Below are 13,567 nucleotides of genomic sequence, written 5' to 3'. Positions count from 1 at the left end.
GCCCTCGACCGCGCCGTTGCGATCGGCGAAGTAGTGATCGCAGGATCGCACGCGACATCGAAGGACGTGAAGGAAGCAACGAAGATCGTCGAGAAGGCGGTGAAGCAGCTCAAGAAGAGCAAGCAACAGCGCTGACCTCGAGGTCCGGAGAGAACGCGGCGAATGCCGCCTCTCCGGGCCTCGTGGCTCGTTGCCGGCGGCGGCTACGGCCACATCGGTGCCCACGATCGCCTACGCCGGGGAACCGGTCTGGGCCGGTAGCATCGGACGCATCGCCGGCGAACAACTACCGGCGATTGCCCTGATCGGTACGACACTCATCGTGGCCGGTCTGCTCGTCAAGAAAGAGCTGACCCCCGCAGTCCCGCCGCAACCGCGCCAGAGCTTCCACCCACTCAACAACACCCAAGTTCCGAGCCCCTCGAGCAAGTGAGCCCGGGACCGAAAGGCACTGAAATGACGGCTGAGCGCACAGTGATCGGGCAGCGAAATGATCCGAACCTTCCTCGATACGCGGGCATTGCGACGTTCGCTCTATTGCCGACGATCCAGGACGTCGAGCATGCAGATATCGCGGTACTCGGCATCCCGTTCGACTCGGGCACGAGCTTCCGCCCGGGGGCTCGGTTCGGACCGGCACACATCCGGGAACACTCCCGCCAACTGCACCCGTATCACCAACTTCACGAAGCGTTCCCGTTTCGCGATCAGCAAGTCGTCGACGCCGGCGACGTCGGAGTCGGCCCCTATGGCATTGAACAGGCCGTAGACGCCGTCCAGGCCCATGCCGAACAACTGACGCAGCAGGGAACCAAGATCTTCGCGCTCGGCGGTGACCACACGATCGCTCTACCGTTGCTCCGCGCAGCCGTCACGCAGCACGGGCCTCTCGCCGTGCTGCATTTTGATGCTCATCTCGACACATGGGACCTGCTGCACGGTGCGGCGATCTGGCATGGATCGCCTTTCCGGCGCGCCGCCGAAGAAGGTCTCCTCAACCTCGGGCACTGCCAACACGTCGGGATCCGAGGCGGGATCTACGACCCCGTCGAGTTGAGTGATGACCGTGGGTTGGGGTTCGACATAATCCGCAGCGAAGCGTTTCAGGAGCGAACCCTGACAAGTATCGCCGAACAGATCCGTGACCGGCTCGGTACCGGACCGGTCTACATCTCCATTGACATCGATGTACTCGACCCCGCGCACGCGCCCGGAACCGGTACTCCAGAAGTCGCGGGCATCACCACCAGGGAGCTCTTCACCGTTCTCAGACAGCTCCGCGGACTGAACATCGTCGGCGCCGACATCGTCGAAGTCGCCCCCGCCTACGACCACGCTGGCGTGACCGGCCTTGCAGCAGCACACACGGCATGGGAACTCATCACCTTGATGGGCATGAGTGCCGGCCGCGCGCAACCGACAGGTGCCGACGCGACCCCTACAACAACAACCACGTGAGAGCTCACCGCCCGCGATTCAAGGCGTATCGACAGCTTTCACGCCGGACAATCAACATTTTGCTTTGCGCTTGTTCGGCAAGCACCATCGCGGCCGCCCGCGAACGATCAGCTGAGCGAGCGCGCAAGCTGAGGATCGTGGGTTTGAGCAGCGACTCCTGCACACGGGCTCGCAACAACGCGCACACCTCCAGCCGGAACCGACGCTGCTTCTGAAACCGGAGCGCCTGTGAGCACGTCGGTGCCGGTCACCGAGAGCGGCGCGTCGGCATCCGCATGGTTGATGTAGAAGGTGAAGTGCTCGGTTTCGCCTGTTCGTGTCACGACTTCGAGCCCCTCGACTGGCGCCACATACGAGACGCCAGCCGCGTCAAGCGCCGATGTCACGAGCGACCGCAGGTCCCCGCCCTCGAGCTTCGTCGAGACGTACCAGGCCGACCCCGAGCCACGGGAATTTCGTGTCACGGCCGGCTTGCCCGCTGCCGGCCCGTCCACATAGGTGGCCACAGCCGTCGCCGTACCGAGCGCGATTTCGTCGGACCACGCCCGCCCGGATGCACTGTCGCTGAGCGAAACGGTCTGATCTTCGTACAGTGGCAGGAATTCCTCGATCGACAGGCCCAGAACGTCGCGCAGGCCTCCGGGAGATGCGCCGGCCGGAACTTCGTCGTTTTCTCCAACGATTCCCGAGAAGTACGAGACGACAAGGTTCCCGCCGCCGGAGACGTACCGGTCGATGTTCGCTGCGTCGTCCTCGGCTAAGAGATACAGACTTGGCGCGAAGACGACGTCGTAGCAAGAGAGGTCCTGGCTCGGGTGCACGAAGTCGACGGTGACGCCGAGGCCCCAGAGTGCGGTGTAAAAGGCTTCGATCCGTTCGCGGTGCCCGAGTTCGACCGATGGCCGCCATTCGAGGTCGAGCGCCCAGAACGACTCGATGCTCCAGACGATAGCGACGGATGCCGTCACGCGCGAACCTTTCACACGCGAAAGCCCGGCGAGGTCTGAGCCGAGTTCCACGACCTCTTTCCAGATGCGCGTCTCCGTGCCACCGTGCGGAAGCATCGCCGAGTGGAACTTCTCCGCCCCGAACCGGCTGGCGCGGAACTGGAAGAACAGCACGGCATCCGCACCCCGTGCGACGTGGGACATGCTGTTACGCGCCATCTCGCCTGCACGCTTCGCGATGTTCCGCGGCTGCCAGTTCACGGCCGAGGTGGAGTGCTCCATCAGGATCCACGGGCGGTTTCCCGCCAGAGACCGGGTGAGGTCGGCATCCATGGCCAGCAGAACATGGTTGTCGGTGCGCTCGGCGATGAGGTAGTGATCGTTGGCGATGACGTCGACCTCCTTCGCCCACTTCCAGTAGTCGACCGATGGGCAGTTCGTCGCCATGAAGTTCGTCGTGATCGGAGCGTCCGTGTATCGACGAATCGCATCCCGCTCGCCAAGATAACAGGCGAGCAGAGCGTCGGAGGTGAAGCGCTGGAAGTCGAGACGCTGCGCCTGATTCGACACGCTCGCGGAAACCCGCGGGGCGTCGATCTCGTCCCATTCGCCATAGCTCTGGCCCCAGAATCGGGTGCCCCATGCGCGGTTCAGCGTCTCGAGAGTGCTGTATCGGTTCTGCAGCCACTCCTGGAAAGCGGCCACCGAGTAGTCGTCGTAACTGTCGCTGATCGGAGCGCCGTACTCGTTGTGGACGTGCCACATCACCACGGCGGGGTGGTCGGCGTAGCGACGGGCCAGCTGGTCGGCGATCGCTGCCGACGCCCGGCGGTACTCCGGCGAGCTCGGGCTGACCATGCCACGGGAGCCAAAGCCGAGGGTGCGGCCGTCGCGGGTGACCGGTTGGGCGGCCGGGTACCTTTTCCAGAACCAGGCGGGAGGTGAGGCCGTCGGGGTGCCGAGGTCGACGTCGATGCCGGCACCGGCGAGCAGCCCGAGAATGTCGTCGAGGAAGCCGAAGTCGTACTCGCCCTCCCGCGGTTCGAGCAGCGCCCAAGAGAAGATGCCGATGCTGACCAGATTGACGCCAGCATCCTTCATTAGGGCAATATCTTCGAGCCAGACTTCGCGATCCCACTGCTCGGGGTTGTAATCGCCGCCGTAACGAAGGCTCGTCGAGCCGGGAATCCACGACATAGATGCATCTCCTTAGACTGTGTGCGGTCACAGTTCTATCACGGAAAGTATGACGGAGACCAGTCTAAGGGTCTCCTGTTTGACAGCTTTTTGATTGTATGCGTTACTAGAACCGCTCACAGGTACAAAGCGGTGCTTCCTTCGAAAGCGCGCGGCGAACCGCCCCTGGCACCAGGGATTTGCTTTCGACAAGGAGGACGAATGCGTTCATCACTTCGCATGACTGCGCTGGCGACCGTCGCCGCAGCAACCATGCTTTTCACCGGATGTGCAGCCGATGCAGGCGGGGCCGACAGCTCCGGTCCGGTCAAACTGAACTACTGGGCCTGGGCGCCCAACCTCGACAAGGTGGTCGACATCTGGAACAAGGACAACCCCGACATCCAGGTCACGGTCAACAAGCAGGACGGTGGCGACCCGGCCATCACCAAACTGCTCACCGCCATCAAGGCCGGCAGCGGCGCCCCCGACCTGATCCAGGCCGAATACCAGAAGATCCCCACCCTCGTCTCATCCGATGCCCTCGCCGACATCTCAGGTGCCGGCGCGAACGAGATCAAAGACGAGTTCCCGGCGTCCGTCTGGGACTCCACCACCCTCGGATCAGATGCCGTCTATGCGATCCCGCAGGACACCGGCCCCATGATGGCCTACTACCGCCAGGATATCCTCGACCAGCACGGACTCAGCGTTCCGACCACTTGGGAGGAATACGCTGAAACCGCGCGTGCCCTGCACACCGCAGACCCGACCAAGTTCCTCGGTACCTTCTCGGCCAATGACGCCGGCTGGTTCACCGGGCTCAGCCAGCAGGCCGGAGCTTCGTGGTGGTCCATCGATGGTGACGCCTGGGGTGTCGAGGTCGACGAAGAGCCGACGCAGAAGGTCGCCGAGTACTGGGGCGGACTCGTTGAAGAAGGTGTGATCGACAACAAGCCGATGTACACCCCCGAGTGGAACGCCGGTTTGAACGACGGCACGCAGGTCGGCTGGGTCAGCTCGGTCTGGGGCCCCGGAGTCCTCTCCGGAAACGCCGCCGACACCGCAGGCAAGTGGGTCGCGGCTGAAGTTCCGACCTGGGACGGCGAGACGTCGAACGGTAACTGGGGTGGCTCCTCCACTGCGGTGACAACCCAGTCTGAGCACCCAGAGGAAGCGGTCGAGTTCATCACCTGGCTCAACACCGACCCCGAGGCCATCCAGGCGCTCATCGAGACGTCCGGCATTTACCCGGCGGCCACAAAGGCCGCTGAAGCGACGCTCACCTCCTCGCCGGAATTCTTCAGCCACCAGGACGACTTCTACGAGGTCGCCGCCCGTGCCGCCGAGTCGGTTGCTCCGTTCACATACGGACCGAACGTCAACGTGGCATACAGCGCCTACAACGACGAGTTCGCCAAGGCTGCCGAGGCTCGCACGGCCGCAGCGTTCGCCGACGCGGTCGCCGCGATGCAAAAGATCACAACCGATGATCTGACCAAAAGCGGTTTCACGGTCAAATAGGCCGATGGTTGCTGGGGCACTCCGTGTGCCCCGGCAACCACGAATCCGCAAACGATTAAACCCGGAGACTTCCGTGACTTCCCTCGAGACTTCCACGCGCACCATCAGCAAGACGGATGCCCGCAGGCGCGCAACGTCGAGCCGCAAGCGTTCCTCGAACTTCCGCACGCGCGTTCTCACGCCTTACGCGATGCTGGCCCCCGGCATCCTGTTGTTCGTGCTGTTCATGCTGGCGCCGATCGTCTACACCCTGTTTCTCAGCTTCCAGAAGAAGCAGGTGGTTGGCCTCGGCCTGGGCTCTGGTGGACAGAAGCGGGTCTTCGCCGGCTTCGAGAATTACATCAGCACCCTGACCAATCCCGAATTCGCCGCCAGCATCGGCCGGGTCGGGGTCTACGGCCTCGTGCTCATTCCGACCATGCTCGGACTCGCCCTTCTCTTCGCCCTGCTGCTCGACTCCAAGCGCACGCGCGCCACCGGCTTCTCGCGGATCTCGATCTTCCTGCCCTACGCCGTCCCCGCCGTGATCAGTTCGCTGCTCTGGGGCTTCCTCTACCTGCCGGCTGTGAGCCCGTTCTACTTCGTCTTCGAGCAGTTGGGCTGGGATGTCCCGTCAATGCTGTCGTCGCAGCTCGTGCTCTTCGGCAACGCCAACATCGCGCTCTGGGGTGGCGTTGGCTTCAACATGATCGTCCTTTACACGTCGCTCAAGGCGGTCCCTTCGGAAATCTACGAAGCCGCGAAGATCGACGGCGCCACCGAGGTGCAGATCGCCCTGCGGATCAAGATACCGATCATCGCCCCGGCCCTCGTGATGACCGCTCTATTCTCGATGATCGCCACCCTCCAGGTCTTCGCGGAGCCGACCATCCTCCGTCCGCTGTCCAACAGCCTGTCGACGAGCTGGTCACCGCTGATGCTCGTCTACCGGGATGCCTTCACCCGCGACGACATCTACTCGGCTGCAGCCACCTCCATGGTGATCGCCATCGCGACCTTCGCCATCTCGTTCTTATTCCTTCGCATCGTCCAGAAGCGCGCCTTCGGACAGGAAGACTGACATGACTTCGATCGCCGAGACCTCCAGTCCTGACCGCCTGCGCGCTCCGCTTCCCGGCCGCCCCTACCGCGCGCCGAAAAGCCGCGAGAAACTCAGCATCGTCTCCACCGGCATCCTGATCCTCGGCGCGATCTACTGCCTGTTCCCCGTGTTCTGGGTGGTGATGGCATCGACGAAGAACGGCGCCGAACTGTTCTCTACCTTCACGCTCATCCCGAGCACGCACCTGTGGGACAACATCGTCGAACTGACCCAGTACCGCGACGGCCTGTTCTGGCGTTGGATGCTCAACACCGCCCTGTACGCCGGCGTCGGGGCGCTCGTCTCCACCTACGTGTCGGCGCTGTCCGGCTATGTGCTTGCGAAGTTCAGCTTCCCAGGCAAGACGACAGTGTTCAAGATCCTGCTCATGGGCGTGCTCGTTCCCGGTGTCATCCTCGCCATCCCGCAATACTTCCTCATGGCGCAGATCGGACTCACCAACACCTACTGGGCGGTGCTGTTGCCGCAGATCATCAGCCCGTACGGCATCTATCTGGCCAGGATCTACGCGGCCGCCGCCGTGCCGACGGATGTCATCGAAGCGGCCCGCACCGAAGGCGCCGGTGAAATGCACATCTTCTCCCGCATCGCCATGCCGATGATGCTGCCGGGGCTGGTGACGATCTTCCTCTTCCAGTTCGTCGCCGTGTGGAACAACTTCATGCTGCCCTACATCATGCTGGGCGACGATCAGCTGTTCCCGCTCACCGTCGGGCTCAGCGGCCTGCTCAACCAAGGGGCGACCGCGCCGGCGCTGTACACGCTCGTCATCACCGGTGCACTGATCTCGGTCATCCCGCTCATTCTCCTGTTCCTCTTGCTCCAGCGCTTCTGGAAGGTGGATCTGGCCGCAGGGGCGGTGAAGGCATGATGAAGGACTTCCCCCACTACGCTGGGGGCGTGTCCAGCACATCATCCCGTCGCCGTCCCACCATCGACGACGTTGCCGTCGAGGCCGGCGTGTCCCGCGGCACTGTCTCCCGCGTGCTCAACGGCGGACACTGGGTGAGTCCCGATTCCTTATCGGCCGTGAACGCGGCCATCAAGAAGACCGGGTACCGGGTCAACCCGCACGCCCGCAACCTCGCCACAAGCCGAGCCAACTCCGTGGCGTTCCTGCTCACAGAGTCCCACGACCGGCTGTTCGAAGACCCCAACTTCTCCGTACTCATGCGCGGCGCCGCCCAGGCCCTCGAAAAACGCGACCTCCCTCTCGTGCTCCTCATGGCTGGGACTGAAGCGGAACAGCGCAGGGTGACAGAGTTCATCACCGCTGGGCACGTCGACGGCGTACTGCTGGTGTCGTCACACGCCGGACGCCAGGGCTTCTTGTCCGAGCTCGTCCAGTCGAAGGTCCCGGCGATCGCCTGCGGCATCCCGCTTGGCTTCGAGCGGAAGATCGGGTACGTCGGCTCAGATGACCGCGAAGGCGCTCGCACGGTCGTCGACTTCCTTCGCGAGCAGGGACGCTCGAGGATCGCGACCATCACCGGGCCACAGGACACATCCGGCGGCATCGGCCGGCTCGAGGGTTATCGGGACGAACTCGGAGATGCTTTCGACGAAAGCCTGGTCGTTCTCGGTGACTACAGCCGCGAGAGCGGCGCACAAGGGATGTCTGAGCTGTTGTCGCGGGATGCTTCGATCGACGCAGTATTCGCGGCCAACGATCTGATGGCCGCCGGCGCACTTGACGTGCTGAAGTCATCCGGGCGACGCGTTCCGGAGGACGTCGCGCTCGTGGGGTTCGACGACTCCCCCGTGGCCACATCGACGTCACCCCAGTTGACGACGATGCGGCAGCCGTTCGACCGGATCAGCCAAGAAATGGTTCGACTGCTGCTCGAGGTCATCGACGGCAATCAGGCCGCCACCATGACCCTCCCAACAGAACTCGTGAGGCGCGAGTCGGCGTGAAGCTGCGCGGCGCGGGCCGCCTCACAACTGAGGCACGGCCCGCGGCCGGAGCTCTATCTAAGCGTCATGCGGGTGGTACGTCCCTGAAAGGAACCGCAGCTGTGGCTCCTCCCAGGCTTGTCGGAACGGTTAACCCTGTCCCAGAACCTATCAGCGCACCGAGTATAGCTCGGCTGCGGAAATCAGCGCGAACAGGTCCTTCGGGTCGCTGGGGTCAGCGATGAGATCCACGTCCACGGAGTAGTCACTCACAGCGACCGCGTCCCGAAGATAGCGGAGGGCGGAGAAGTCCTCAATGGCGAAACCGACGGAGTCGAAGATTGTCACTTGCTCGTCGCTGATGCGGCCAGCTGCGCTGCCGACGAGCACCTCCCAGAACTCGATGATTGGCGAGTCCGGCGCTAGTTGCTGGATTTCGCCTTCGATCCGCGTCTGAGCGGTGTGCTCGACGAACACGGTGCCGCTCTCGAGGATGGCCGCCTCGAGCTCCGTCTTTCCGGGACAATCTCCGCCGATCGCATTGATGTGCACGCCCGGCACGACCATGTCCGCGGTCAGGATCGTCGCGTTGGCCTTGTCTGCTGTGCAGGTCGTGATGATGTCTGCGCCAGACACCGCGTCGTGCGCGCTCGACGCCACGGTGATGTCGAAGCCGAGCGGTGCCATGTTGCGCACGAACTTCTGCATCGCGGCGTCATCCGTGTCCCAAATCCGCAGGTTTTTCACGCCGAGGATCGTGCGAAAGGCCAGCGCCTGGAATTCGGACTGCGATCCCGTCCCGATCATCGCCATCGTCGTCGATCCCGGGCGGGCGAGGTGACTGGCGACCATGGCGGAGGTCGCGGCGGTACGCAACGCGGTGAGCAGGGTCATTTCCGTCCAGAACGTCGGGTAGCCTGTGGCGACATCCGCGAGGACACCGAATGCTGTGACGGTCTGGAAACCGTTCCCAGGGTTTGAAGGATGACCGTTCACGTACTTGAAACCGTAGGTTTCCCCGTCACTCGTCGGCATGAGTTCGATGACGCCGGACACTGAATGGCTCGCAATGCGTGGGATGCGCTCGAAGTTGGTCCAGCGACGAAAGTCCTGTTCCAGGTAAGCGACAAGACCGGCGAGAATTGGCTCGACGCCCTCAGAGGCAATCCAGCGGGACATGTTCTGTACATCTACGAAACGCACCATGCGGGCATCCTTTCTTCGGACTTCACTGTCTCAATCGTTCCCTTAACGGTCCGCGCCAGCTCGGATTTCTGCACAGCGGACGGGAGGTACGCCGAATCCGTGCTCGTCGCCACCGCGATGCGCCAGTATCAGGCAGAGCCGAGCGCAGCCGACAAGCGGATGCTTCTCCTTCGTCAGGCCGGCAAGTATCGGGGATTCGGCACCACGATCTCGCCCGTTGCCCTGCCATCTGGACGGAGCAGCCAGCCCATGCGCTTCAGCGAGCGCATATGCACCAACGTCTCCTGCAGCTGGATGCTCGGCAGCACGACGCCGAGTCGTTCAGCGAACGTCGCGACGTCGCCCAGTTCCCGGCTGTACGTCGTGAAAATGAGGTTCGACTCTCCGGTGACGCTCATACACATGCGCAACTGAGGTAGCGAGCGAAGTGCCTCAACTGACCGAGTCAGCGCTGCCGGAGGCACTCGGGTCAACCAAGAGCACTCGATCGGCCAGCCGCTCACGGGCGGAGCAGTGTTGCACCGCAGGGTGATGGTGCCGGAGCCGAGTAGCTGGGCGACGTGACGACGCACGGTCGCAGGATTACGGTCGGTGATCCGGGCCAATTCGGCGATGGAGATCCGCGGATCACGGACGAGCTCCTGCAGCAACGGCCAGATTTCCTCGATCGGCGGAGCCGGTGTCGGCACCCGGGGCGCATCGTTCGCAGCCTGAGCACGTCGCTTCTGCTCGGCGTCGAGGGCGTCCAGTCGCCATGCTGCACCCTCGGCATGGATCGCCGTAACGAGGCTGGTGCCGGTTTCGGTGACGCCGTCCATGTCGCGGATTTCGTCGAGAACGAACGACGAGAGCGTGCTGAGATCAGGCGAGACAACGGTCAGGATGAGGTCGCGTCCCCTGGCGCACTCATCGATGCTCACCACACGCGGGTCCTGGCACAACGCCGCCGCCACATCCCTCCGTTTCTGAGCCGTGCAGTACACATCGATGAACGCTGTGACCTGGCCAGGCACGGCGACGTTCGGATAGACGGCGATCCAGGCGAGTCCCGCATCACGCAATTTCGACCAGCGCGCCGCAGCTGCGCCCGCCGACAGTCCGAGAATTTCGCCCGCCGCGGTCCAGCTGATTCGCGGTGCGATCTGCAACAGATGGAGCAAACGCAGGTCCACCTCGTCTGCGAGAGGGTTTTGCACCAAACGCCTGCTCCTTCACGGTCAAATGCACGATTCCGGTTTGGACGTGCTGATTTCTGCAACTTTTCCTATTGCGTATCCCGGGACGGTGTCGGGCGACAACAGTTGTCCCATTCACTGAGGGGGCAATCGGCCGCCGAAGTTGGTCAATCTTACAAAGAAGTACGCACCAGAAAGAGGCGCAATGGATTCGGACCGCTCACGGACCCTCACTGCCACCGAGCTCCCGAGCACGGTATCGGGAAGAATCCAGGCTGAGATTGAGAGCCACCGTGACCGCCTCCTCGCCTTCAGCCACCGCCTCCACGAGAACCCAGAGACGGCACACCGGGAAGTGAAGGCGTCCTCGTGGCTTGCCGACGAGTTGCGTGCCGTCACCGGCGCCCGCGTCGAACACGGCCTGGGCAACCTGGCGACCGCCGTGCGCGGTGAGATCGGAACCGGTGACTTCGTCGTCACCGTCTGCGCGGAATACGACGCGCTGCCCGGTGTCGGCCACGCCTGCGGGCATAACATCATCGCCACCGCTGCACTCGGCGCCTTCGTGGCTCTCGCTCCCCTTGTCGACGAACTGGGGCTCACGGTGCGATTGCTCGGGACCCCAGCCGAAGAAGCCGGAGGGGGAAAAATCGATCTGCTGCGTAAGGGCCAGTTCGACGGCAGTCACGCCGTCCTCATGGTGCATCCAGGCCCTGAGGACCGAGCCAAGATGGCGACGAAGGCATGCGCCGGGTATCGCGTCGATTACGAGGGCGCCAGCGCGCACGCATCCGTACAGCCGTGGCTGGGCGTCAACGCACTCGACGCGATGACAATCGCTCTGACCTCGATCGGGCTCGCGCGCCAGCAGTTGAAGCCCGGGCAGCAGATCCACGGCATGATCTCGGAAGGCGGCGACGCGCCGAACATCATTCCCGGCACGACCAGCGGGCTGTGGATGATCCGCGCCGACTCTATCGACGACCTCAAAGACGTCCATTCGAAGCTCACGCGCTGCTTCGAAGCCGGCGCGCTGGCGACCGGGGCGACGCTCAGTATCACCCGGTCCGAGCATCCGTACAGTGCCATGACCAGTGACGCCGAATTGAATCAGCGCTACTTCGACAATGCAGCCGCCCTCGGCCGCGACATCGTCTTCTCCGACGGAAGCATCGGCGGTTCCACCGACATGGCGAATGTCTCGAACTATTTTCCATCGATCCATCCGACCATCGGTGTCGGAGCGGACGCCCCGCCGATGCACAGCGCGGCCTTCGCCGAAACAGCGGCGAGCGCAGCCGGCGACGCGGCGGCGATCGACGCAGCCGTTGCGTTGGCACTCACCGCCGCGGACGCCGCGACCGACCCCGTCCTTCGGTCCCGCCTGATCGCCCGCCCGGCACCGGATACCTCCGATGCCGGCAGCGAGCTCGGCAGCGAACACCTGACCGACGAATGACTCCCGCCGAACCCACCCTTCACCGCACCCTTCGCACCATCTCCGCCCGTCCCGTCCCGAACAATTCGAGAGGCATCCACACAACATGAACAAGAGATCTTCCCTCCCCACAAGCCGGGGCACCGTCGCCCTGGCCGTGGTCGCTACCGCGGCGATCGCGCTCACCGGCTGTACGGCGGGCGCAGAGAGCGGCAGCGCTGCCCCCTCGACCGACACCATCCGCGTCGCCATCACCGGTGATCCGACCACGTTCGCCCCGCACCTGGGACGCAACATCAACGACTATGACTTCTCGCGACTGCTCTTCGACAACCTGATCTCGCGCGGCCCTGACAATGCCCTCGTTCCTTCGCTGGCAAGTGAGTGGGGGATCACGCCGACGGGCGGAGTCTTTACGATCCGCGACGACGCCACCTGTGCTGACGGAACCCCGATCACCCCGACCGTGGTGGCCAATTCACTGAATTTCTTCCAGAATCCGGAGAACCGGGCTGGATTCCGCCAGGAGGCCATGGGGCCGGGTGAGGTGACCGTCACAGCTGATGATGCCGCTGGCACGGTGTCGATCGAACTGTCGCAGGCATGGACCGACCTCCTGCAGGGGCTGACCCTCGCCGGAACGGGCATCGTCTGCCCGGCCGGCCTCGAGGACCCGGAAGGTCTCGCCGCCGGAACCGTTGAGGCTGCCTTCTCGGGCCCATACACGCTCACGAAATCCCAGCCGGGTGTCGGTTACGAGTTCACCCTCCGTGAGGACTACGACGTCGCTCCCGAGACAGAGTCAGCGCTCAAGGGCGCGGTGCCGACCACTATCGACGCCGCCATCAACGCGAACTCCAGCAGCGTGTCGAACGAGCTCCTGACCGGCACAAAGGATGTCGCGACGATCATGGGCAAAGACCTGGCCCGTTTCGAGAACGAGTCGACCGTCACAGCCCAGCTGTTTCCCCAGGCGACAACCTACGTCATCTTCAACGAGCGCCCGGGATCACCCTTCGAGGACCCTGAGCTGCGCAAGGCGGTCGCGATGGCGATCGACCGCAAGGCATACATGCAGGCGATGAGCGGAGGGGTCGGCGAACCCTACGTCTCCTTCGCACCCCCCGGCATCGAGTGCGCCACCACCGACGCCGAGCTCACCATCGGGCAGGATCTGGACGCTGCGAAAGAGCTCCTGTCCGGCGTCTCGATCACGTTCCCCGGACTCAACATCATCGGCCCGAACGGGTCGGGTAACAGCTACGTCGCAGAAGCCCTCCGCGAAGTCGGCGCCGACGTCACACATGAGAACACCGACATCGGCACCTGGGCGACCGTCATCGACACCGAACCGGAGAACTGGGACCTCACGATCTATGGGGCGCTCAACAGCGGTGGGACGATGAACGGTGTCATCGCTCCGTTCATCGGCGTGGCATCCGAAAACGGTGGCCGCAACATCACCGGCAGCGTCGCCCCCGAGATTGAGACGCTCGCCGCAGAAGCCATGACCCTCGTTCCCGGTGACGAGCGTTGCGGGGTCTACGAGTCGGTGCAGGAGATCGCCATGGCCGACGCACACGCCATTCCCCTGGGCCCACAGTCCGCGATGGCCGTCAGTCGCAATGGCTTCTCCGTCGAGGTG

11 protein-coding genes are annotated in these 13,567 nt (G+C 63.8%); 8 read left to right on the top strand and 3 right to left on the bottom strand.

Annotation, left to right across the window (positions count from 1 at the left end; all coding sequences use genetic code 11):
- Positions 1–217: 217 nt before the first annotated feature.
- Positions 218–433, top strand: a complete 216-nt coding sequence (locus ACLQ62_RS14625; protein ID WP_411722361.1) for a hypothetical protein — start codon at positions 218–220, stop codon at positions 431–433.
- 23 nt (positions 434–456) lie between these two features.
- Positions 457–1,458 carry an agmatinase gene (speB, locus tag ACLQ62_RS14620; RefSeq protein ID WP_411722360.1) on the top strand — a complete coding sequence of 334 codons (1,002 nt, stop codon included), beginning with the start codon at positions 457–459 and terminating at the stop codon, positions 1,456–1,458.
- Positions 1,459–1,565: 107 nt separating this feature from the next.
- Here speB and ACLQ62_RS14615 read toward each other — a convergent pair whose 3' ends face one another.
- Positions 1,566–3,602, bottom strand: coding sequence for a beta-galactosidase (locus ACLQ62_RS14615; RefSeq protein ID WP_411722359.1), 2,037 nt, complete (start codon positions 3,600–3,602; stop codon positions 1,566–1,568).
- 201 nt (positions 3,603–3,803) lie between these two features.
- Here ACLQ62_RS14615 and ACLQ62_RS14610 point away from each other — a divergent pair, with 201 nt between their 5' ends.
- The 4 genes from ACLQ62_RS14610 to ACLQ62_RS14595 all read left to right on the top strand — a co-directional run bounded on the left by ACLQ62_RS14610 (position 3,804) and on the right by ACLQ62_RS14595 (position 8,124).
- Positions 3,804–5,105 carry an ABC transporter substrate-binding protein gene (locus ACLQ62_RS14610; RefSeq protein ID WP_411722358.1) on the top strand — a complete coding sequence of 434 codons (1,302 nt, stop codon included), beginning with the start codon at positions 3,804–3,806 and terminating at the stop codon, positions 5,103–5,105.
- Positions 5,106–5,295: 190 nt separating this feature from the next.
- Positions 5,296–6,165, top strand: a complete 870-nt coding sequence (locus ACLQ62_RS14605; RefSeq protein WP_411722362.1) for a carbohydrate ABC transporter permease — start codon at positions 5,296–5,298, stop codon at positions 6,163–6,165.
- Position 6,166: 1 nt separating this feature from the next.
- On the top strand, positions 6,167–7,078 hold the full coding sequence (locus ACLQ62_RS14600; RefSeq protein ID WP_411722357.1) for a carbohydrate ABC transporter permease: 912 nt from the start codon (positions 6,167–6,169) through the stop codon (positions 7,076–7,078).
- 29 nt (positions 7,079–7,107) lie between these two features.
- The gene (locus tag ACLQ62_RS14595; protein ID WP_411722356.1) at positions 7,108–8,124 is read left to right on the top strand and encodes a LacI family DNA-binding transcriptional regulator; all 1,017 of its coding nucleotides are present in this window, start codon (positions 7,108–7,110) and stop codon (positions 8,122–8,124) included.
- Between the two features lie 150 nt (positions 8,125–8,274).
- On the opposite strand, the gene ACLQ62_RS14590 is transcribed toward ACLQ62_RS14595, so the two are convergent.
- Together ACLQ62_RS14590 and ACLQ62_RS14585 are read right to left on the bottom strand one after the other, a co-directional pair.
- On the bottom strand, positions 8,275–9,309 hold the full coding sequence (locus ACLQ62_RS14590) for an ornithine cyclodeaminase (protein ID WP_411722355.1): 1,035 nt from the start codon (positions 9,307–9,309) through the stop codon (positions 8,275–8,277).
- A gap of 173 nt (positions 9,310–9,482) precedes the next feature.
- The gene (locus tag ACLQ62_RS14585) at positions 9,483–10,505 is read right to left on the bottom strand and encodes an Lrp/AsnC family transcriptional regulator (RefSeq protein WP_411722354.1); all 1,023 of its coding nucleotides are present in this window, start codon (positions 10,503–10,505) and stop codon (positions 9,483–9,485) included.
- 184 nt (positions 10,506–10,689) lie between these two features.
- Between ACLQ62_RS14585 and ACLQ62_RS14580 the strand changes: the two genes are divergently transcribed.
- Positions 10,690–11,943 (top strand): M20 family metallopeptidase, encoded by a 1,254-nt coding sequence (locus tag ACLQ62_RS14580; protein ID WP_411722353.1) that lies wholly within the window; start codon positions 10,690–10,692, stop codon positions 11,941–11,943.
- A gap of 85 nt (positions 11,944–12,028) precedes the next feature.
- Positions 12,029–13,567 (top strand): ABC transporter substrate-binding protein (locus tag ACLQ62_RS14575; protein WP_411722352.1); only part of this gene is annotated, 1,539 nt, incomplete at its 3' end.

Source organism: Mycetocola sp., from assembly GCF_046716805.1.
Taxonomy (GTDB): domain Bacteria; phylum Actinomycetota; class Actinomycetes; order Actinomycetales; family Microbacteriaceae; genus Mycetocola_A.
The sequence above is the reverse complement of the archived record's forward strand: the minus strand, read 5'-3'. Positions and strand labels throughout refer to the sequence as shown.